This is a genomic window from Agromyces sp. NPDC057865 (genome assembly GCF_042796995.1).
Taxonomy (GTDB): Bacteria; Actinomycetota; Actinomycetes; order Actinomycetales; family Microbacteriaceae; genus Agromyces.
Genome location: NZ_JBHVMJ010000002.1, coordinates 893,114 through 913,305, shown reverse-complemented (window position 1 = coordinate 913,305; position 20,192 = coordinate 893,114). Strand labels below are relative to the sequence as shown.

Annotated in this window: 23 protein-coding genes; 12 read left to right on the top strand and 11 right to left on the bottom strand. The window is 72.2% G+C overall.

Annotation, left to right across the window (positions count from 1 at the left end):
* Nucleotides 1–47 precede the first annotated feature (47 nt).
* Genes ACFVN5_RS11910 through ACFVN5_RS11900 form a run of 3 tightly spaced genes read left to right on the top strand, consistent with a single transcriptional unit; the run spans nt 48 to nt 2,861 of the window.
* Entirely contained in the window at nt 48–884 is an 837-nt protein-coding gene (locus tag ACFVN5_RS11910; RefSeq protein WP_376955362.1) for a CoA transferase subunit A, read from the top strand.
* A complete protein-coding gene (locus ACFVN5_RS11905; protein WP_376955361.1) occupies nt 884–1,525 on the top strand; it encodes a CoA transferase subunit B in 642 nt (213 codons plus the stop codon). The genes ACFVN5_RS11910 and ACFVN5_RS11905 overlap by 1 nt, the downstream gene beginning before the upstream one ends.
* Nucleotides 1,485–2,861, top strand: a complete 1,377-nt coding sequence (locus ACFVN5_RS11900; protein ID WP_376955360.1) for an acetyl-CoA C-acetyltransferase — start codon at nt 1,485–1,487, stop codon at nt 2,859–2,861. The genes ACFVN5_RS11905 and ACFVN5_RS11900 overlap by 41 nt, the downstream gene beginning before the upstream one ends.
* Nucleotides 2,862–3,095: 234 nt before the next feature.
* On the opposite strand, the gene ACFVN5_RS11895 is transcribed toward ACFVN5_RS11900, so the two are convergent.
* Nucleotides 3,096–3,608 carry a TetR/AcrR family transcriptional regulator gene (locus tag ACFVN5_RS11895; protein WP_376955359.1) on the bottom strand — a complete coding sequence of 171 codons (513 nt, stop codon included), beginning with the start codon at nt 3,606–3,608 and terminating at the stop codon, nt 3,096–3,098.
* A gap of 61 nt (nt 3,609–3,669) precedes the next feature.
* On the opposite strand from ACFVN5_RS11895, the gene ACFVN5_RS11890 reads away from it, so the two are divergent.
* Nucleotides 3,670–4,020, top strand: coding sequence for a VOC family protein (locus ACFVN5_RS11890; RefSeq protein WP_376955357.1), 351 nt, complete (start codon nt 3,670–3,672; stop codon nt 4,018–4,020).
* Between the two features lie 68 nt (nt 4,021–4,088).
* Here ACFVN5_RS11890 and ACFVN5_RS11885 read toward each other — a convergent pair whose 3' ends face one another.
* Complete coding sequence (locus tag ACFVN5_RS11885) at nt 4,089–5,375, bottom strand: DUF222 domain-containing protein (RefSeq protein WP_376955356.1); 1,287 nt, start codon at nt 5,373–5,375, stop codon at nt 4,089–4,091.
* A 493-nt stretch (nt 5,376–5,868) separates the two neighbouring features.
* Between ACFVN5_RS11885 and ACFVN5_RS11880 the strand changes: the two genes are divergently transcribed.
* Nucleotides 5,869–6,009 (top strand): hypothetical protein, encoded by a 141-nt coding sequence (locus ACFVN5_RS11880; RefSeq protein WP_376955355.1) that lies wholly within the window; start codon nt 5,869–5,871, stop codon nt 6,007–6,009.
* 15 nt (nt 6,010–6,024) lie between these two features.
* On the opposite strand, the gene ACFVN5_RS11875 is transcribed toward ACFVN5_RS11880, so the two are convergent.
* Together ACFVN5_RS11875 and ACFVN5_RS11870 are read right to left on the bottom strand one after the other, a co-directional pair.
* The gene (locus tag ACFVN5_RS11875) at nt 6,025–6,375 is read right to left on the bottom strand and encodes a cupin (RefSeq protein ID WP_376955354.1); all 351 of its coding nucleotides are present in this window, start codon (nt 6,373–6,375) and stop codon (nt 6,025–6,027) included.
* Nucleotides 6,376–6,444: 69 nt separating this feature from the next.
* Nucleotides 6,445–7,245 carry an SDR family NAD(P)-dependent oxidoreductase gene (locus tag ACFVN5_RS11870; RefSeq protein WP_376955353.1) on the bottom strand — a complete coding sequence of 267 codons (801 nt, stop codon included), beginning with the start codon at nt 7,243–7,245 and terminating at the stop codon, nt 6,445–6,447.
* 146 nt (nt 7,246–7,391) lie between these two features.
* Between ACFVN5_RS11870 and ACFVN5_RS11865 the strand changes: the two genes are divergently transcribed.
* The 6 genes from ACFVN5_RS11865 (at nt 7,392) to ACFVN5_RS11840 (ending at nt 13,628) form a co-directional block, all read left to right on the top strand.
* Nucleotides 7,392–8,207, top strand: coding sequence for an SDR family NAD(P)-dependent oxidoreductase (locus tag ACFVN5_RS11865; protein WP_376955351.1), 816 nt, complete (start codon nt 7,392–7,394; stop codon nt 8,205–8,207).
* A gap of 98 nt (nt 8,208–8,305) precedes the next feature.
* A complete protein-coding gene (locus ACFVN5_RS11860) occupies nt 8,306–9,364 on the top strand; it encodes a fumarylacetoacetate hydrolase family protein (RefSeq protein ID WP_376955349.1) in 1,059 nt (352 codons plus the stop codon).
* Nucleotides 9,361–10,374, top strand: a complete 1,014-nt coding sequence (locus ACFVN5_RS11855; protein ID WP_376955348.1) for a cyclase family protein — start codon at nt 9,361–9,363, stop codon at nt 10,372–10,374. Before ACFVN5_RS11860 ends, ACFVN5_RS11855 begins: the two co-directional genes overlap by 4 nt.
* Before the next feature lie 40 nt (nt 10,375–10,414).
* Nucleotides 10,415–11,548: an FAD-dependent oxidoreductase gene (locus ACFVN5_RS11850; RefSeq protein ID WP_376955346.1), complete on the top strand. Its 1,134-nt coding sequence runs from the start codon at nt 10,415–10,417 to the stop codon at nt 11,546–11,548.
* Nucleotides 11,545–12,594, top strand: a complete 1,050-nt coding sequence (locus ACFVN5_RS11845; RefSeq protein ID WP_376955345.1) for an amidohydrolase family protein — start codon at nt 11,545–11,547, stop codon at nt 12,592–12,594. Before ACFVN5_RS11850 ends, ACFVN5_RS11845 begins: the two co-directional genes overlap by 4 nt.
* Nucleotides 12,591–13,628 carry a fumarylacetoacetate hydrolase family protein gene (locus ACFVN5_RS11840; protein ID WP_376955344.1) on the top strand — a complete coding sequence of 346 codons (1,038 nt, stop codon included), beginning with the start codon at nt 12,591–12,593 and terminating at the stop codon, nt 13,626–13,628. Before ACFVN5_RS11845 ends, ACFVN5_RS11840 begins: the two co-directional genes overlap by 4 nt.
* A 10-nt stretch (nt 13,629–13,638) precedes the next feature.
* Here the strand turns inward: ACFVN5_RS11840 and ACFVN5_RS11835 are convergent, their stop codons facing one another.
* Nucleotides 13,639–14,571 carry a LysR family transcriptional regulator gene (locus ACFVN5_RS11835; protein WP_376955343.1) on the bottom strand — a complete coding sequence of 311 codons (933 nt, stop codon included), beginning with the start codon at nt 14,569–14,571 and terminating at the stop codon, nt 13,639–13,641.
* Between the two features lie 124 nt (nt 14,572–14,695).
* Between ACFVN5_RS11835 and ACFVN5_RS11830 the strand changes: the two genes are divergently transcribed.
* Complete coding sequence (locus ACFVN5_RS11830; RefSeq protein ID WP_376955342.1) at nt 14,696–14,923, top strand: YkvA family protein; 228 nt, start codon at nt 14,696–14,698, stop codon at nt 14,921–14,923.
* A gap of 24 nt (nt 14,924–14,947) precedes the next feature.
* Here ACFVN5_RS11830 and ACFVN5_RS11825 read toward each other — a convergent pair whose 3' ends face one another.
* From ACFVN5_RS11825 to ACFVN5_RS11800, 6 genes are all read right to left on the bottom strand, one after another.
* Nucleotides 14,948–15,505, bottom strand: a complete 558-nt coding sequence (locus ACFVN5_RS11825) for a putative immunity protein (RefSeq protein ID WP_376955340.1) — start codon at nt 15,503–15,505, stop codon at nt 14,948–14,950.
* Nucleotides 15,506–15,523: 18 nt separating this feature from the next.
* Nucleotides 15,524–16,405, bottom strand: a complete 882-nt coding sequence (locus ACFVN5_RS11820) for a nucleoside hydrolase (RefSeq protein ID WP_376955338.1) — start codon at nt 16,403–16,405, stop codon at nt 15,524–15,526.
* Nucleotides 16,402–17,457, bottom strand: a complete 1,056-nt coding sequence (locus ACFVN5_RS11815) for a restriction endonuclease subunit R (protein ID WP_376955337.1) — start codon at nt 17,455–17,457, stop codon at nt 16,402–16,404. Before ACFVN5_RS11815 ends, ACFVN5_RS11820 begins: the two co-directional genes overlap by 4 nt.
* Nucleotides 17,454–17,858, bottom strand: a complete 405-nt coding sequence (locus ACFVN5_RS11810; RefSeq protein ID WP_376955336.1) for a hypothetical protein — start codon at nt 17,856–17,858, stop codon at nt 17,454–17,456. The genes ACFVN5_RS11815 and ACFVN5_RS11810 overlap by 4 nt, the downstream gene beginning before the upstream one ends.
* Before the next feature lie 6 nt (nt 17,859–17,864).
* Entirely contained in the window at nt 17,865–18,683 is an 819-nt protein-coding gene (locus tag ACFVN5_RS11805) for a ThuA domain-containing protein (protein ID WP_376955644.1), read from the bottom strand.
* Between the two features lie 139 nt (nt 18,684–18,822).
* Nucleotides 18,823–20,088: an ROK family protein gene (locus ACFVN5_RS11800; protein ID WP_376955335.1), complete on the bottom strand. Its 1,266-nt coding sequence runs from the start codon at nt 20,086–20,088 to the stop codon at nt 18,823–18,825.
* Between the last annotated feature and the right edge of the window lie 104 nt (nt 20,089–20,192).

Genomic DNA, 20,192 nt, shown 5'->3' with positions numbered 1-20,192 from the left:
CGATTCCCCCTTCCCGATTTCCCCACTTCCCGAGCTACGGAGCATCCATGGACAAGACCTACGCGTCGGCCGACGAGGCCGTCGCCGACATCCCGTCGGGGTCGTCGCTCGCCGTCGGCGGCTTCGGCCTGTCGGGCGTGCCGATCACGATCATCCGGGCGCTGCTCGCCCGCGGCGTCGGCGACCTCGAGGTCGTCTCGAACAACTGCGGTGTCGACGGCTGGGGCCTCGGCGAGCTGCTCTCGGCCGGACGCATCCGCAAGGTCATCGCGAGCTACATCGGGGAGAACCGGGAGTTCGCCCGGCAGTACCTCTCGGGCGAGGTCGAGGTCGAGCTCACCCCGCAGGGCACGCTCGCCGAGCGGCTGCGCGCCGGCGGCGTCGGCATCCCGGCGTTCTACACCGCGACGGGCGCCGGCACCGCCGTCTCCGAGGGCGGGATGCCGCTGCGGTACGCGCCCGACGGCTCGGTCGCGCTCACGAGCGATCCGAAGGAGCTGCGTCCGTTCGACGTGTTCGGCAAGTCCCGCGAGTACGTGCTCGAGCAGGCGATCCGCGCGGACTACGGCCTGGTGCGGGCCGCCGTCGGCGACCGGCACGGCAACCTGCGCTTCGAGAAGTCGACGCGCAACTTCAACCCGCTCGCCGGCATGGCGGGGCGCATCACGATCGCCGAGGTCGACGAGCTCGTCGAGCCCGGCGTGCTCGGTCCCGACGACATCCACCTGCCCGGGATCTACGTGGACCGCGTGATCGTGCTGACGCCCGAGCAGGCGACCGACCTGCCGATCGAGAAGGTGACCGTGCGGGCGCGGCCCGTGGCATCCGGAACCGACCGAGCCGCCGTAGCGCCCGCCGCCGACCAGGCCGAGGAGGCCCGCTGATGTCCCTCACCCGCGACGAGATGGCCGCCCGCGCCGCCCGCGAGCTCGAGGACGGCTCCTACGTGAACCTCGGCATCGGACTGCCGACGCTCATCCCGAACCACCTGCCCGAGGGGGTCGAGGTCGTGCTGCATTCCGAGAACGGCATCCTCGGCGTCGGCCCGTACCCGTGGGAGGGCGAGGAGGACCCCAAGCTCATCAACGCGGGCAAGGAGACCGTCACCGTGCTGCCCGGTGCGGCGTACTTCGACTCGGCGGCGAGCTTCGGCATGATCCGCGGCGGACGCATCACGACCGCGGTGCTCGGCGCCATGCAGGTCTCGTCGGGCGGCGACATCGCCAACTGGGCGGTGCCCGGCAAGATGGTGAAGGGCATGGGCGGTGCCATGGACCTCGTCAACGGCGCGGAGCACGTCATCGTCGTCATGGAGCACGTCGCGAAGGACGGCTCCGCGAAGATCGTCGAGCAGTGCACGCTGCCGCTCACGGGCAAGGCGTGCGTCGACCGCATCATCACCGACCTCGCTGTCTTCGACGTGACCTCCGAGGGGCTCGTGCTCGTCGAGCTCGCGCCCGGCGTGACGGTCGAGCAGGTGACGGATGTCACCGGCGCCCCGTTCACCGTCGGAGCCGACCGGTGAGCGACCGGTGCTCGAGCCGCACGCCCCGGTGCTCGAGGAGCGCGCGGCGCAGCCGCACACTCCGGTGGTCGAGCAGCGCGCGGCGCAGCCGCACGCGTATCGAGACCCGTGGAGCCATCGCATGACCGAGCTCCGCGACGTCGTGATCTGCGCCCCGGTGCGCACCCCCGTCGGCCGCATGGGCGGCGCCCTCGCGACCGTTCCGGCGCTCGAACTCGCGACGACCGTGCTCGGCACGCTGCTCGAGCGCACGGGCGTCGACCCGGCGGCGATCGACGGGGTCATCGGCGCCCAGGGCTACCCGACCATGGAGGCGCCGGCGATCGGCCGGGTGGCTGCGCTCGATGCGGGATTCCCCGTCACGACGAACGGCTACCAGCTCGATCGGCGTTGCGGATCGGGTCTGCAGGCCGTGCTCAACGCCGCGATGGAGGTCCAGACCGGCGTCTCGGAGGCCGTCGTCGCGCTCGGCGTCGAATCGATGTCGAACGCGCCGCTGTACACCGTCGAGGGTCGGCGCGGTGTGTCGGGCGCGGGGCTGCTGCTGCGCGACGCACTCTCGCGCGGACGGGAGACGGTCGGAGGCGTTCGCTTCCCGACGCCCGACGGCAACGTGGGCTCGGCCGAGCTGCTGCGCGCGGAGTACGGCATCTCGCGCGAGGCGCAGGACACGTTCGCGCTGCAGTCGCATCGCCGGGCGGTCGCCGCGCAGGAGTCGGGCGCATTCGACGCCGAGCTCGTGCCCGTGTCCGTCGAAGGTCGACGCGGCACCGTCGTCGTCGACCGCGACGAGCATCCGCGCGGGGACTCGTCCCTCGAGGCGCTCGCAGCGCTGAAGCCCATCCTCGGCCGGAGCGATCCCGACGCCACCGTGACCGCGGGGAACTCGAGCGGCCAGAACGACGCGGCCGCGGCGTGCATCGTCACGACGCCCGATCGCGCCCGCGAGCTCGGACTGCAGCCGATGCTGCGGCTGGTCTCGTGGGCGGTCGCGGGCAACGACCCGCTGCGCTTCGGCGTCGCGCCCGTGCCCACGGCGAACCTCGCGCTGGCGCGGGCTGGACTGGGATTCGACGACCTCGACGTCATCGAGCTCAACGAGGCGTTCGCCGTGCAGGTGCTCGCGTGCCTGGCCGACTGGGGCGTCGACGCGGAGGATCCGCGGCTGAACCCGCGGGGGAGCGGCATCTCGATCGGCCACCCGATCGGCGCCACGGGCATCCGCATGCTCGCGACGCTCGCGCACGAGTTGCCCGCGCTCGACGGCGAGCTCGCGCTCGAGACGATGTGCATCGGCGGGGGCCAGGCGCTCGCCGCGGTGTTCGCGCGGGTGTAGCCAGAGTCCGTGGGTTGAGGAGCGCCCGGCGGAGCCGGACGCGTCTCGAAACCCCGTTCGGTGCAGGTTTCGAGACGCCTGCTTCGCTGGCTCCTCAACCCGCGGGCTGCTGAACCGGCGGGCGGCGGGTTTCGAGACGCCTGCTTCGCTGGCTCCTCAACCCGCGGGCTGCTGAACCGGCGGGCGCCGGGTTTCGAGACGCCTGCTTCGCTGGCTCCTCAACCCGCGACCCGCTCAACCCGCGGAGAGGCGACCCAGCGCCTCACGCACCGTCGCCGCGTCGCCGCCTCTCGCGACGGCTCCGACGGCGGCCCGCCAGGACGCGGCGAGCATCGCGCCGAGCTCTTCAGACGATGGCGCGCAGAGCTCGGCCAACGCGCGAGCGATGGTGTCGGGCTCGTCGCCCATCGGGGGTTCCGCGAGCATCCATGCGAACCCGGCCTTGATCGCGAAGTCGAAGCCCACTGCGAGCGCGGCGCCGATGCGCGCGCTCGCCGACCCCTTGGGAAGGGCCGCCGCAGCGCCCTCCATGCGGTCGAGCACCCGGCGCTCGACGTCGGTGCGCACGAACGCGTAGATCCCGAGCTTGCCGTCGAAGTGGTGGTAGAGGGCGCCGGTCGTGACCTCCGCGGCGCGGGCGAGGTCGGCGACGGTGACCTCGTCGAACGGCCGCGAGCCGAATTCGCGGGCAGCGGCGAGCACGAGGCGCCCCTTCGGGGACGTCGAAACCGGGATCCACTCGCGCATGTGACCATAATGCCGTTATGCTGAGGGCAAGTCACGTTACGACACACGGAAAGGCTGCGCGATGAAGCTCGAGTTCCTCCTGGCCCCAACGTCCGACCTGGCCGCCTCCCTGGCCCTCTACCGCGATGCGTTCGGCGCCGAGGAGGTGTGGCGCGAGGGCGACACGACCGTCTCGCTCGGCATGCCCGGCACCGACGTGCAGCTCATGCTCGACGCGAACGATCCCGATGCCCCGGCCGGGCCGGTGTTCGTCGTCGACAGCGTCGAGCGATTCCACGCCGACGCGCCCGCGGGACTCGACGTGATCGCCGAGCCGGCCGAGATCCCGGGCGGCCGGCTGGCGACGTATCGCGATCCCAACGGGCTCGTGATCTACGTCATGGACCAGTCGACCGACGCAACCGTCGGCTGACGCGCGCTCATCACCGCGTTCGGGCGGCGTGCGGTGCGCCGTCTGGAAGTTGAATTCCTGCGCGTCGGTCAGAACGGTGGCGCCTCCGAGACGACGGTGGGCGCTTCCGTGGTGACGGTGAACCCTGTCGGCGTGGTGATCGCGACCTTCCCCGAGGGCATCCGCCGATAGGCGACGCGGCTCAGGTTCTTGCGACGGTTGCCGTTCTCGCAGAGCGGGAACAGGTTGTCACGATTCGTGCGCCCCATGTCGCGGACCCACTCCTCGAGATGATCGACATCGGAATCGTGGGCCGGGCGGGAGCACGTCGGATCGATGCAGGTCTCGAAGCGAAGCGCGACCCAGTCGCGTTGCGCCTTCGTCGGCCGGTAACGCGTGCGGTCGTAGTCGAGGATCTCGCCGTTGAACGGGTCGGTGGCGACCCGTCGGAACGACGGGGCCTTCGCGAACAGGCGCGCCGCCGAGCGTCGATCGATGCTGCCGTATCCCGCTAGCTCGATCGGCTGGTCGCTCTCGCCCAGGAGGGAGAGCAGCGGAACGAGCAGCATCGGACGCACCTTCGCGGCGGTCGGAGTGCCGTCGCCCGCGAGCCAACCCACGGCGAGATCGGCGCGGAGCTGATCACGTGAGCGCCAGCCGGGCTCGCCTACCCGGGTCTTCTGCTGCTCGGCGCGGGCGGTGGCGTTCAATCGCTCGACGATGCGCACGGCATCGGGTGCCGCGACGAGGGCGTGGAGGTACGCCATCCCGTCGTCGGCTCGCTCGATCCAGATGCGTCGGTCGGCGAACGCCTTCGTGTGCCGGTCTTCGGGGGATTCCCGAAGTACTCGCTCCTTCAGGCGCCGCGCCCGAGCTCGGAACACCGACACGGTCGTCGTGGATGCGGATGCGGCCACGCGCTCGTCGAATGCTTCGAGGGCTCCTTCGTCGGCCCATCCCGTCACGAGGTCGACCGCGGCGCGGACGTGCCCGACCGTGGTGACGCCGGCGACGAACGCATCGCGCAAGGTCGGCAGACGGTCTTCGAGCACCTGGGCTTCGTGGGCGATCGAGCCCACCTGGTTGGCCGAGAGCTGCAGGCGCAGCCCCGCATCGTATGCCGCGGTGTCTTCGGCAATCGCCAATGCGTCAGCCCGTGCCATGCCCTCGGAGCGCAGGTAGACCTGCGGATTGGCGCGAGCCAGTCGCATCAGTTCGGCCAAGGCGGTCCAGAGCCGGGCATGAGCCCGATTCGCGTCGGATTGCGCGTACGATGCCTCGTTCAAGCGATCGACGATGAGATCGAGGCCGGTAGCCACTGCGGTTCCCGCGATCGAGGGAAAGCCCGCGGCCGACTCGGATTCGCCGGTCAACACGGCGGCGCGATTTCGTGCAGGGGTGAATGCATGACTGTCTCCAGTTCGTTCACTCCGGCACGAGTAGTTTCAGTATAGCAGATAGATTCGAATGATCGTCCTGATGTTGCAAGACAACATCGAACAAACGTACGACAACTGGGAAGATAACTTGACCGTCGGAGCCCTCATCGCGCGTGTCGATCGGCGTGAGGATCCGGCGACGTGGCAATCGGTGAACCGAAGGGCGCCTCGTTCACGCAACGTATCGAGCGATCACCGCGGGCATCGTTCACGATGTGCAGAGCGATCGACGGAGTGCATCGATGCGCAACCTGGCGAAGCGATCGACGTTGCAAGCGCCAGCGTTGCGCGTCGATGTCGCGCGCCGCCGCTCACCCCACGTACCGCACGATGGGGCGCTCGAGCGTGGCCGTGACCGTCGCGAGCGACACTCCTCCACGCCCGCCTCGTCGCGCACGGTTGCGCGGTCGCGTTCCTTCCCCCGCTCGTGGTGGCCGAGGCATCGGAGTGCGCCCTCGGGCCCAGCGGGAGCGCGCGGACCATCCGGGTCGCGCTGCGCACCGGCAGCGAGGCCAACCCGGCCATCGCCGCCGCGCGGACGGCGCTGATGTCGGGCGGCGTCGGCGCGTGAGGTGAGTGAACGAGCTCAGCGAGCGCGCTCGGGTCCGCTGACGCTCCCGTCCACGCTGGTCACGGTCGTGAGCAGGAACACGGCGTCCTCGAGCGCGAGCACCGCGTGTCGATGATGGGTCAGCACCTCGATGCGGCCGTCGCGGATGTCGGTGACGTCCTGGCCGGTCACGCGCACGCTGCCCACCAGCACCTGCAGGCTCGCGGCGGCGGGGGAGTTGTGCTCGGCGAGCTCGACCCCGTCGCGCAGGGCGATGATGGTCTGGCGCATCGGGCCGTCGCGCAGGATGAGCTCGGCACTGCGGCCGTGCTCGTCCCCGAGCGCGGCATCGAGGTGGCGTTGGGCGAGAACGGTGAGATCGGCCACGGCAGTCCTCCGTCGGAAGCGGCTGCCTCCAGTATGCCAAGCGGGGGTCGGCAGGTGGAGTGTCGGCGGTCAGTCGGCGATGATCGTCCCGCCGTCGATGACGATGTTCTGCCCGGTGACGAAGGCGCCGGCGGATGACGCGAGCCAGACGACCGCGCCGGCGACCTCCTCGACGCGGCCGAACCGCCGCAGCGGGGTGCGCTCGCGCCGCACGATCGCGAGCGACGGATCCTCGGTGATCGGACGGGCGAAGTCTGTCTCGATGACGCCGGGGGAGATCGCGTTCGCGCGCACGCCGTGCGGGCCCCACTGCACGGCGAGGTTCCTGGCGAGCTGCGCGTTCGCCGCCTTCGTCATGCCGTAGCCCGACAGCACCCGGTTGCCGCGGAGCCCGGCGATGCTCGACATCACGAGGAACGCACCGCCGCCGGACTCGGCGATGACCGGCACGGCGGCATTCGCGAGCGCGGCGACCGAGCGCACGTGCAGCGCGTACATCCGGTCGAGGGCGTCGAGGTCGGCCGGTCCCGGCTCGTCGAGCGCGGCGCCCGCGTTCGCGACCACGGTGTCGAGGCGGCCCCAGCGGCCGAGGGCCGCCGCCACGATCGCCGCCGCGGCGCCGTCGGCCGTGACATCCGTGCCGCGGCCGTGCACCTCGAGCCCCGGGGCGCTCATGGCGGCGGCCACGCCCTCAGGGTCGCTCGCAGGCAGCCCGACGAGCAGCACGCGCGCGCCGGCGGCGGCGAGCGCCTCCACGGCGGCGCGGCCGATGCCGGAGGAGCCGCCGGTCACGATCGCGACCTGTCCGGCGCACGAGAACAGGCGCGCGGGCGCGAGGTCCGAGCGCTCGGCGTCGTCGGTGTCGGTCATCGGCGCCTCCTGCTCCTCGTCGAGTGCCTCTCGTCAGCGTACGGACGGTCGCGGCCCTCGATCATCGTGATCGGTGATGCGCGGCATCACGGCGCCGGCGGCACGACACCATGGAACCGGACCGTTCGGAGCGGAAGGGGTCGCCGATGGAGGCGCATGCAGGACGCCGATACGTCGTCACGGGAGCGGCGTCGGGAATCGGGGCGGCGACCGTGACCGCGCTCGCCAAGGCCGGGGCTCGGGTGGTCGCCGTCGACCTCGCGTGGGACGACCTCGCCGGCGGCGGCGACCGCGTGGAGCGGGTAGGGCTCGACGTCGCGGACCGGGAGCAGTGGGCCGAGCTCGCGACGCGACTCGTGGATGGGAGCGCGGCAGACGCCGCCTCCGGGCTCGCCGGAACGGTCGGCGACGACGATGTCCGCCTCGACGGCCTCGTGAACGCCGCCGGCATCACCCGCCGCGCACGCCTCGACGACGTGACGGCCGACGACTTCGAGCAGGCGTTCGCCGTCAACGCGATCGCTCCGGCGCTCGGCATGCAGGTGCTCGCACCGCTCATGCGGGCCGGCGGCTCCGTCGTGAACGTCGGGTCGGCCGCCGGCACGATGGCGCACTACGGCATCGCGTACGGCGCGAGCAAGTGGGCGCTCCGGGGCATCACGAAGACCGCGGCGATGGAGCTCGGGCCCCGCGGCATCCGCGTCAACCTCGTGAGCCCCGGGTTCATCGAGACGCCCATGACCGCGAGCGCGCCCGACGACTTCCGCGACGTGAACCTCGAGGCCACGCCGCTCGGGCGCACGGGCGGCGCCGAGGAGGTCGCCGCCGTCATCGCGCACCTGCTGTCGCCGGATGCCTCCTACGTCACGGGCGCCGAGATCGCCGTCGACGGCGGACTCACGGGCCATGGCGGCGGCTTGCCGATCGCGCGGTCGATGGGGTCGGCGCATCCACGACGCTGATGGACTCCATCATCGATCGGCCCTTCACTGATACCCGGGCACGCGGTTGACTGGATGACACGCACGGCACCGACGCGTGCGTGAATGGAGATCCACCCGTGACATCGTCGTCCGACGGCCTCACCGCCCCCTTCGCCCTGGTCCGCTTCCGCGCGGGCGACGCCGAGCCCGCGCTCGGCCTCGTCGCGGGCGACCGGGTGCGCGCGATCGGGCCCGACGAGCTGGGTGCGCCCGACCTCAACGCGTTCCTCGCCGAGGCGCCCGCCTCCTGGGAGCGACTCCGTGCCGTCGCCGACCAGGCGGATGCCTCGTGGCAGTCGCTCGCCGACGTGACGCTCACCGCGCCGGTCACCCCGCGGCAGGTGCTGCAGACCGGCGCGAACTACCGCACCCACGTCATCGACCTCGTCGCCGCCGGCCGCGCCAAGAACGACCCGCGGCCCATCGAGGAGCTGCGCGCCTGGGCCGCCGACATGATGGACACCCGCGCTCGCGAGGGCATCCCGTACTTCTTCATCGGCCTCCCGGCCGCAGTCGTCGGCGACGACGTCGACCTGGTGCTGCCGTCGTACAGCGACCAGCACGACTGGGAGCTCGAGCTCGCCGTCGTCATCGGCCGGGAGGCGTACCGCGTCGACCGCGAGCACGCCATGGACCACGTCGCCGGCTACACGATCGTCAACGACGTCACGACGCGCGACCTCGTCTTCCGTGAGGACATGAAGGAGATCGGCACGGACTGGTACCGCGGCAAGAACGCGCCGGGCTTCCTACCGACGGGCCCGTTCCTCGTGCCCGCGCCGTTCGTCGCCGAGCCGGGCGACCTGCACCTCGAACTCACGCTCAACGGCGACACCATGCAGGACGCGACGACCTCCGACCTGCTCTTCGATCTCCCCGCGCTCATCGCGGGGGCCTCGCAGAACATGCCGTTGCTGCCCGGCGACCTGCTGCTCACCGGCAGCCCCGCCGGCAACGGCATCGTGCACGGCCGGATGCTGCGCGACGGCGACGTCATGGTCGGCGCGATCCAGGGGCTCGGCGCGCAGACGGTGCGCGCGGTGGCGGAGCGCGTGACTGTCCCTTCGACGGGCTCAGGGACCGAGGCGCGCTCGGGGACACCGGTCCCTGAGCCCGTCGAAGGGACCACCTCGTGAAGACCCCCACCGAGGACCCGCGCGCACTCGACCGCACCGACCCCGCGCGGCACATCGCCGAGGCGGCCGAGGCATACCGCAACTGGGGCCGCTGGGGCGACGACGACGCGCTCGGCACCCTGAACTTCATCTCAGACGCCGAGCGCGCGCACGCCGCCGGCCTCGTGCGGCGCGGCGCGAGCTTCTCCCTCGCGCAGCCGTTCGACATGAACGGTCCGCAGCAGGGCTGGCGCCGCCGCACCAACCCGGTGCACACCATGCTCGACACGGGCACGGATGCCGCGGCCGGCGCCCAGGGCTTCCCGCACGGCCTCGGCGGGGCCGACGACGTCATCGCGATGCCACTGCAGTGCTCGACGCAGTGGGACGGGCTCGGCCACATCTTCGACCACGGCGTCGCCTGGAACGGCCGCCCGGCCGGATCCGTCGTGACGAGCGACGGCGACCTCGTCACGGGAATCGAGCACGCGGCATCCGCCATCACCGGACGCGGCGTGCTGCTCGACGTCGGTCGGTACCTGCGGCCCGAGGCGAGCGAGGACGGCCCCGCCGGCGAGCTGCCCGACGGCTACGCCATCACGACCGCCGACCTCGAGGCGTGCATCGCCGCCCAGGGCGCGACGAGCGCCGTCGGCCGCGGCGATCTCGTGCTCGTGCGCACCGGCCGCTACGCCCGAGCGCTGCGCGAGGGCTGGAACGGCTACGCCGGCGGCCCCAGCGCGGGGCTGAGCTTCACGACCGCCGGCTGGCTGCACCGCACCGAGATCGCCGCGATCGCGACCGACACCTGGGGCTTCGAGGTGCGGCCCAACGAGTTCGACGACGCGTTCCAGCCGCTGCACCAGGTCGTGATCCCGAACCTCGGCCTCACGATCGGCGAGATGTGGGACCTCGAGGCGCTCGCCGCCGACTGCGCGACCGACGGATGCTACGAGTTCCTGCTCGTGGCGCCGCCGCTGCCGATCACCGGGGCCGTCGGCTCGCCCGTCAACCCCATCGCCTTGAAGTAGTTCCCGAACCACTGGCACGAATCCAACGGAGGATCCCCTGATGTCCGCAGTCTCACGCGTCGCGATCGTCGGTTCCGGCGTCGCCGGCACCGCCGCCGCCATCCTGCTCGCCGAGGGCGGCGTCGAGGTCGACGTCTTCGAGCGCAAGCCCGACCTGTCGGCCCTCGGCTCCGGCATCACGCTGCAGGGCAACGCCCTGCGCGTGTTCGACCGGCTCGGCGTCTGGGATCGGGTGCAGGAGGCGGGCTACTCCTTCGACCAGACCGGCCTGCGGGCCCCCGGCCCCGACGCGCCGTTCATCGCGCAGATCCCCGATGCGCGCACGGGCGGCCCCGAGTACCCGGCGGTCGCGGGCATGTACCGCCCCGACCTCGCCCGCATCCTCGCCGATCGCGCGACCGAGCTCGGCGCCCGCATCCACTACGGCACCACCGTGACGAGCTTCACGCAGGACGACGACGGCGTCGACGTGACGATCTCGGACGGCTCGACCGGCCGGTACGACCTGCTCATCGGCGCCGACGGCCTGAACTCCGACATCCGCCGGCAGCTCGGCATCGACGTCGAGCCCGAGCGCACGGGCATGGGCATCTGGCGCGCGTTCGTGCCGCGCCCGGAGGACGTCACGCAGACCGACCTCTACTACGGCGGCCCCGTCTACATCGCCGGGTACACCCCGACCAGCGACGAGATGATGTACGCCTTCCTCGTCGAGCCCGCCCAGGACCGGCATCTGAACTCGCCCGAAGAGGGCGTGCAGGTCATGAAGGAGCTGTCGCAGGCCTATGGCGGGCCGTGGAACGAGATCCGCGAATCCCTCGATGCGGCGTCGCGCGTGAACTACACGTGGTTCACGCAGCACGTCGTGCCCGACGCGTGGAACCGCGGCCGGGCGGTCATCATCGGCGAGGCGGCGCACAGCTGCCCGCCCACGATCGCGCAGGGTGCGGCGCAGGCCGCGGAAGACGCCCTCGTGCTCTCCGAGCTGCTGCTCGAGCGCGACGCCGTCGACCAGGCGCTGTGGGACGAGTTCCACGCACGGCGACTGCCGCGCGCGACCGAGGTCGTCGAGGCATCCGTGCAGCTCGGCCAGTGGCAGATCGACCACGTGCAGGACGCCGACGTGCCCGGCCTGATGCGACGCATCGCGATCCTCGTGAGCGAGCCCGCATGAGCGCCGCAGCGTCGTTCCAGCGCGAGACGGCCGTCGTCGACGTGCACGCGCACCTGCTCCTGCCCGCGCTGCAGCAGGCCGTCGCCGGTCGCGATCCCGAAGGGTTCGCCGCTGCGCAGGCGCTCGAAGCGCGCCGCAACGGCCCCGAGAGCCTCGCCGCGTCGGGGCGCATGATCCAGGAGCGCATCCCGCTGCTCACCTCGCTCGACGCGCGGCTCGCCGAGATGGACCGGCAGGGTGTCGACGTGCAGGTCGTGTCGCCGTCGCCGAGCCACTACTACCCGTGGGCGGGCGAGGAGCTCGCCGCGTGGGCGGCGCGAGAGGCCAACCGCGCCATCGCCGAGCACGTCGCGGGAGCGCCCGAGCGCCTGCGCGGCCTGGGGCTCGTGCCGCTGCAGCATCCGCAGCTCGTCGTGGACGCGCTCGAGGACGCCGTCGTCGGCCACGGACTCGCGGGCGTCGAGCTCTCGTCGTTCGCCGGCGACGTCGAACTCTCGGACGAGCGGCTGGAGCCGTTCTGGGCTCGCGCCGTCGAGCTCGACGCGGTCGTGTTCCTGCACCCCTTCGGCTGCAGCCTCGACGAACGGCTCGACCGGTACTACCTCTCGAACACGGTCGGGCAGCCCGTCGAGAACGCGGTCGCGCTCTCGCACCTGGTCTTCTCGGGCGTGCTCGACCGGCACCCCGACCTCACGCTCGTGGCCGCGCACGGCGGAGGCTACCTGCCGACCTTCCTCGGCCGCAGCGACCACGCGTGGCACGTTCGCCCCGAGGCGCACGGATGCCGCGAGCTCCCGTCGTCGTACCTGCGGCGCCTGCGGTTCGACTCGCTCGTGCACGCACCCGGCGCGCTGCGCGCCCTCGTGGACGCCGCCGGCGCGGACCGGGTGCTGCTCGGCACGGACTACCCGTTCGACATGGGCGTCGACGACCCCGTGGAGCGCGTGCGCGAGGCCGGGCTCGACGCGGACGCCGAGGCGGCGATCCTCGGCGCGAACGCCGCGGAGCTCGCGGCGCTGCGGCTGCCCGTCGGGAGCCGCGCATGAGGTTCGCGCGGTGGCGTGCGGCGGGGGAGCACGGGTCCGCCGGATCCGTCCGCGAGGGCGTCGTGGCCTCCGTGGAGGGCGTCGACCGGCTCGTCGCGTTCGACGACGGCACGACCGTGCGCGACCTCACGCGGGCCGGGCTGCCCGCGGCGCTCGAGCGCGGGCAGGCCGCGATCGACGCGGCCGCGGCATCCGGAGCGCTCGACCGTGCGCCGGTGCTCGCCGACGTCGAGTTGCTGCCGCCCGTCGAGCCCGCGAGCGTGCGCGACTTCGTGGCGTTCGAGGAGCACGTCGAGGGCGTCGTGAAGTCCGTCGGCGGGGGAGCGGTGGTCGACGCCGAGTGGTACGACGCGCCCACGTTCTACTTCACGAACCCGCACACGCTCGTGGGCAGCGGCGCGACCGTGCGTCCGCCCGCGACCGAGCGCCTCGACTTCGAGCTCGAGGTCGCCGTCGTGATCGGCGCCGTCGACGGGCGCGAGGGCCGCGACCTCTCGCCCGAGGAGGCGGGCGACCACGTGTTCGGCTACGCGATCTTCAACGACTGGTCGGCGCGCGACATCCAGGCGCGCGAGATGAAGGTGCGGCTCGGCCCGTGCAAGGGCAAGGACTTCGCGTCGACGCTCGGCCCCTGGATCGTGACCGCCGACGAGTTCGCCGGGCGGCACGACGACGAGGGCTTCCTGCCCATCGGCATGGAGGTGCTCGTCAACGGGGAGCGCATCGGCGTCGACCTGCTCTCGAACATGGGCTGGCCGTTCGCCGAGCTCGTGGCCTACGCGTCGCGCGACTCCGTGGTGGTGCCGGGCGACGTGCTCGGCTCGGGCACGGCCGGCAACGGCGGATGCCTCGGCGAGCTCTGGGGCCGACGGGGCGAGCTGTCGCCGCGGCCGCTGCGCGCGGGCGACGAGGTCGTCATGCGCGTCGAGGGCATCGGCGAGATCCGCAACGTGGTCGGGGCGGCAGCGCCCGCTCCCGAGATCTCGCGCGCGCGGCCCCGGCCGCGGAACCGGCCCGCGGCTGTCGTCGCCTAGCGGCGAGCCCTCAGGCCGCCGCAGGCTCGATCCCGCTCGCCGCCTCGACGGCGAGCGTGCGGAGCCACTCGTGCTCGGGGTCGCGACGGTGCACCGGGTGCCACCACATCGCGTTGTGGATCGGCGTCGCGTCGAAGGGCGGTTCGAGCACCCGGATGCCGCCCACGTTGCGGGCGTAGTCGGCGAGGCCCGCCTGGAGGAGTCCGAGGCGGTCGGTGCCGGCGATGAACAGGGGCATCGCGAGGAAGCTCTCGACGACGGCCTCGACACGCGGCTCGATGCCGAGCTGCTGGATCTGCCGCGTCGCCGACGTGAACGCCGAGCGCGAAAGGTACGTGAACACCCAGGGCAGCCGCCCGACGTGCTCGAGCGTCACGCCGTCGGCGACCGCCTCGTTGTCGTCGGAGGCGATGACCACCCAGGTGTCGTTCCACAGGTCGGTGAATGGCAGGTCGGTGAGGAAGCCGTGCGGCATGAGGAGCGCGTCGGCGCCGCGCAGCCGGTTGACGGCCTCGTCGACGATCTGCGGGTTGTGCATCATGAAGCGGAACCGCACGCCCGGTGCGCGCTCGGCGGCAAGGGAGGCGATGCGTCGTCCGGTCGTGGCGAAGCTGTAGTCGGAGCCGTAGATCGCGAACTCGCGGGTCGACTGGCTCGGGTCCCACTCGGCCTGGCTGTCGAACACGCGCTGCGCGGCATCCAGCGCAGCGGCCGTGTGCTCGGAGAGCCGGGAGGCGAGCGGGGTGAGCTCGTAGGTGTTGCCGGTGCGCGCGAGGATCGGGTCGTTGAAGTGCGTGCGCAGCCGTGCGAGCGACGCGCTGAGCGCGGGCTGGCTGAGGTGCAGCCGCTCGGCCGCGCGCGTCACGCTGCGTTCGGTGAGGAGCGCGTCGAGCGACACGAGCAGGTTGAGGTCGAGCCGGGAGAGCGAGGACTTGTCGGACACGCCGTTGTGTTCCTTCGATGAGGGCTGGGATGCCAGTCTATCAGCGGGATCGATCCCGACCCTAGCGTCATCGCGGTGAGTGATGCGCGATCGAGACCTCTCCGACGTACCGCACACTTGATGCATGTGGGGATTCCTCAAGGCGATCAAGCGCAAGGAGCACCGCGTCGCGCCGACGACCTGGGCCGCCGCGATCGCCGCCGTCGTCTACACGTTCGCGCCGATCGACCTGATTCCTGAACTCGTGCTCGGCCCGTTGGGGCTGGCCGACGACATCGGGCTGTGGAGCGTCTTCGCCGTGCTCTTCCTCCGCGAACAGGAGCGGTGGCGGGCCGGCCTCGCATCGGAATAGGCATCCGAGGCGCGGAGGTGGTGGCTACCCAGCGCCCTCCTGCGGGGACGCATCACCCAGTGCGGCTTGCATCTCCCGGATGATCGATCCGAGGACGCCCGACGCGAGCAGTCCGGCGCCGAGCGGGCCCGCGGGGTCCTCACCGACGGGAGGCAGCTGCCGAAGGGCCGACCTCGTACGGTCGGTCATGTGCCTGAGCTGCCAGGCGATCTCGTCCTCGAGCGCCTCGGGCCGATCCGGGGCGGCGAGCCCGGCCGCGTTCGCGGCGTAGGCGGCTGCGCCGAGTGCATGCGCGCCCATGTGCGCGACGCCGGCTGCCTGGGCAGCGGCCCGAGCGGCAGCCACCGCCGCCGGAGAGCTCACGGCTCGCGCAGCCCGACCGGCGACGAACCGGCGGCGTATCTCACCGGCCGTGTCGAGCTCGCCGCGAGCGAACCCCCGAGCTCGAGCGATCGCATCACGGGGTCGGCCATCCTCCGGCGCCTCCGTCTCGAACACGACCAGGACCCGCTCCGCGCAGTCGGCCGCCCACGCGGCGACCTCACGGCGATCCGATTCACTCAGCGACTGCGACGAGGGCATGCCAGCAGCCTCGCACTCTCAGGGAATGCGTGTGTGCAGTCGCAGCCGCGCGGCGAAGTCGCCCAGCAGGAGGCGCGTGTCGACGAGCTCGCAGACGACGAGGTCGCGCGGGTCGGGATGGTCCTCGTACGACAGGTCGTCGGCGATCCACGGCATCGGGACGGAGCGCCAGCGCGACGACTCGACCCCGAGCGCCGTGGCCAGGATGACCGGGCTGTCGCCCATCGGCCACGAGTCGCCGATGCGGATCATCTCAGGCGGCGTCGTGAAGTGGTCGTACAACCAGCTCCCGAACTCGCCCGCGTCGGCGAGCACGAGCTCGAGCTCCGCCACCGAGAACGCGCACTGCCGGTAGGCGCCGACCGGGAACTGGATGACAGGCACCCTCGACGCGTTGAACACGAACTGCGCGGCCTCGGGGTCGAGGGCGAGGTTGTACTCCCAGCCGCCGGCCGGATGGTCGCCGCCGCCGATCCACGCGACCGTCATCCGCTCGGCGATCGAGGGGTCGGCGCGCAGCGCGGCGGCGACGTTGGTGAGCGGGCCGCCGCACGTGACGAAGAGCGGCAGGTCGCTCGCCCGGTTCGCCTCCTCGACGATCGCCGCCGCACCGGCCGGCAGCTCGGCGAGGTCCGCGAAGCGATCGCTCGTGTCCTCGGTCACGAGCGGCCGTCGCACGGGAGCGAGGCGATCGATGAGCTCCTCGGCGACCGCTCGCGCGGCGCCGCGTCCGCCCCCGGGCAGGCCGTGCGGCGGCTCGAGCGACGTGCCGCACACGACGCGCACGTCGGTCGATTCGGTCAGCAGCTGGTGCGCGAGCGCCACGAGTCCGTCGGGGTCGCCGGCGAAGTCGTTGTCGACGATCACGCGCGCGAGCGTCGAGATCGGGATCCGCCTCACGCGCGCGCCAGCCCCTCGGCCAGCGCCTCGCGGGCGAGGGCGAGGTGCCGGCGCGTCATCTCCCCGGGGTCGTCATCGAGCCACTCGTGGCCGCCCCACTCGCTCGCGAGCGTGCCGGCGAAGGCGCCGCCCGCCAGGAGCTCGCCGAGGTCGCGGATGGGCGCGGAGACCCGGCCGTCGGCGTCCTCGAGGTCCCAGAACTTGAGGTGGAATCCGGAGACGAGCGGCAGCACGTCGTGCAGCACTGCGGCGTCCGAACGGCCGAACCGCACGAGCATGTCCATGTACAGCGTGTGCGCCTGGTGCGGCACCTCGCCGGCGCGGAGCGCGGCGACCACGACCTCGGCGGTGGCCGGATCGCGCCACTCCGCGGCGATCCGCTCGAGCAGCGTCGGCGAGACGCCTGCGGCGGCGAGCGCCTCGACGTAGGTCACGGGCAGCGCGGGCATGAGCATGCTGAGGTCGATGAGCACGCGCACGTGCGGGTCGTCGATCACGGCGATCGCCTCGAACGCCGCGGCGGTGCCGGGATCCGACGGCGTCTGCCGGCCCTGAGCCTCCTCGAACAGCACGAGGTCGAGCTCGTGCAGCACGGGCAGGAGTCGCGGCAGCAGCGCCGGGCCCGCCTGGCCGATCGGCAGCCGAACGCCGGTCGCACCGAGCCGGCTCGCGGCGCGCAGCTGCGGCACGAGGAACGCGAACCGCTCGTCGTCGTCGCGACGCCGACGCTCGGGCAGCGCCCAGTCGTCGATGCTCGCCCCCACGATGCTCACCCGGCCGCCCGCCGCCTCGAGGTCGCGCCGGAGCGCATCGACCTCGCCGTCGTCGGGATCGGGGAACGAGCGCCAGGCCTGGCCGGCCTCGAGCTCGATGACCGGCGCGACGCCTCCGCGCACGATGCCCACCGCGATGTCGGTGGCCGGATGCTCGGCGCGCACGACGTCGGGCGTCCAGTTGAATGCGCTCGCCGTCAGCGTCCAGGTGTCGGGCAGCCGGGGCATGGTGGTCTCCGGGGTGCCGGCCCGGTGCGTGGTCGACGTGCCAGCGCTCATGCGACGTCCCGTCCGGCGAAGGCTCCGGCCGCGGCATCCGCGGTCAGCGTGCGCTCGGTGCGGAAGGGCAGCTCGAGCGGCCCGTCGGGGCCCGCCTGCAGGTACGGCACGGCGAGCCGGAACGACACCGCGACGTAGTGCGGCCCCTCGTCGAGCGGGCGGTCGCCCTCGACGACGAGGCGGTCCTGCACGTACCACCAGCCCGTGACGTCGGCCGTGTCGGTCACGAGCCGCTCGCCGACGCGCAGTCGGATGCCGCGGACAGGCGCACCGTCGACGGCGACCTCGAGGTCCGACAGGCTCGCGAGCGGCAGCGAACGGATCCACGGCAGGCCCACGCGCAGTGCGAAGCCGTCGGGCGTGCGGGTGAGCGCGTCGTCGCGCAGCGCGGAGAGGCTCACGATCGCCTACTTCTGCGCCGCGGGCTCGCCGGCGGCCACCCACTCGTCGAACATGGTGCGCACCATCGGCTCGAGCGTCGTCGGCCACCAGTCGCCACCCTCGACCGCCTCGCCGAGGTCGTCTGGGGTGGGGATCGTCACCCGGCCGGTCGCCGCCCACTCGGCGCTGCGCGGGAACAGGGCGCGGAAGGCCGGGTGGCCGATGGCCGCGACGTTGTGGCCGATGCCGATCGACACGGCACGGCCGGCGCCGTACTCGACGGTCCAGGCGACCGGATGCTCCTCGCCCATGCCGGGAAGGGCGCGCCACTGCGACGGCACCTGTGTGTAGCGCAGGGGGTTGTCCCAGCCGGTGAGGAGGACGGTCTTCCGGACGCCCTCGGGCCACTCGAGGCCGACGTAGAGGTCGTCGCCGTAGTGCGGGAACTCGGCCGGCCAGCCCGCCGTGATCGGGTGGTCCTCCGCCGTGTGCAGCAGGAAGTCGTTGTTCGGCGCGCGGCGCGAGGTGGTCTCGCGCATGACGCCGCCGAGGAGGCGCTCGTACTCGGGGTCCCAGCCGACGCCGCCCGCGAGCGTGGGGTGGTAGGCGATGAAGCCCTTGCCGCTCGCCACGAAATCGAAGAGCGCCTGCTCGGCCTCGGGGCCGAAGCGCTCCTCGGGCACGTCGCGCCACGGGTCCTGGCGCCCGTAGTAGTTCACGATGACGAGGTCGTACGGCTCGAGCGTGGCGGCGGACGCGCCGCGGAACTCCTCGGTGACGCGCACGTCGAAGCGGCCGGTGCCTTCGAGCAGCTGCGTGAGGGCCGGCGTGGTCGCCCGCCAAATCGTGGTGGACGTCCGTCATCCCCGTGATGATGAGCGTCCGGATCTTCGACTCGGGCATGGCACTCCTTCGTGTCTCGGCGAGCGTGGGCTCACTTGAGACGAAAAGGTACACCCTTATGTCTGAAAAGGAAGAAGCCGGTCAGGATGCCGCCATGACCTCGGTGATCGTCGGCCGGCCGTCGGCGAACCAGCGCGGGAACGTCGCGTCGAACAGCTGCTCGCGCACCATCTCCGCGCCGCCGCGCAGCGGCTCCTTCTCGTCGCCGAGCGATCGCACGATCTGGAGGTCGCGCGTCGCGAGGGGGAGCGAGAGCTCGTAGACGCGCTGGCGGATCTCGGCGAGGAACACCTCGCCGGCCGACGAGACGGCGCCGCCGACCACGATCACGCCGGGGTTGAACATGTTGACGAGCGCCGCGATCGACTCGCCCACGAGTCGCGCTGAGCGCTGGATGAGCGAGATCGCCAGGGCGTCGCCGTCCATGGCCGACACGGCGATGGCCTCGGGCGTGATCGGCGCCCCGCCGTCGACGAGGCGTGCGAGCGCGCCGCCGCCGCCCTCGGCGACCGCGAGCTCGGCGTCGCGCACGAGCGCCCAGCCGCCGGCCTCGGCCTCGAGGCATCCGATCTTGCCGCAGCGGCACTGGGCGTCGGAGTCGCGCACCCGGACGTGCCCGATGTCGCCCGCCGCGCCGTTCGCACCGCGGTGGATGCGCCCCCGCGAGAGCAGGCCCGCGCCGATGCCGCTGCCCACCTTGCAGAAGATGAGGTCGAGCGTGTCCTCGTCGCGGCGCGCGCGCTCGCTGAAGACGAGGAGGTTGACGTCGTTGTCGACCCAGGTCGGCGCGTCGAAGCGCTGCTCGAATCGGCGGCGCACGTCGAAGCCGTTCCAGCCGGGCATGATCGGCGGTGCGACCGGGCGGCCGCTCTCGAAGTCGACAGGCCCGGGGATGCCGACCGCGACGCCCCACACCGGCACGTCGGGGTGACGGGCGAGGATGCCGTCGAGCATCTCGAGCGCCTGCTCGATGGTCTCGGCGGGGCCCTTCGCGATGTCCCACTGCTCGTGGCTGTGGTCGATGATGTCGCCGTCGAGCGAGGCGATGCCCACGCGGATGTGCAACGCGCCGAGCGCGCACACCACGATGCGGCCCTGCTCGGAACGGAACCGGAGCGTGCGGGGAGCTCGGCCGCCCGACGAGGGTCCGAACTCGCCGTCGGCGAGGAAGCCCATGTCGATCGCCTGGTCGACGCGCTGCGTGACCACGCCTCGGCCGAGGCCGGTCACGCGCCCGATCTCGGGGCGGGTGGTGGCCTCGCCGGTGCGGACGAGGTTCACGATGCGAAGCAGGCTCGTGACCTCATCGGTCTGTGCCCCGAAACGAAGGGTTGACTCGCGTGTCATGCACAAGATTCTGACACAACCCACGTCACTCAGCGTCGATTTCGACTCGACTATGGACATTCGGGTCGGGAACTTTTGTATAGTCGAGGCGGAAGTCGACGGCG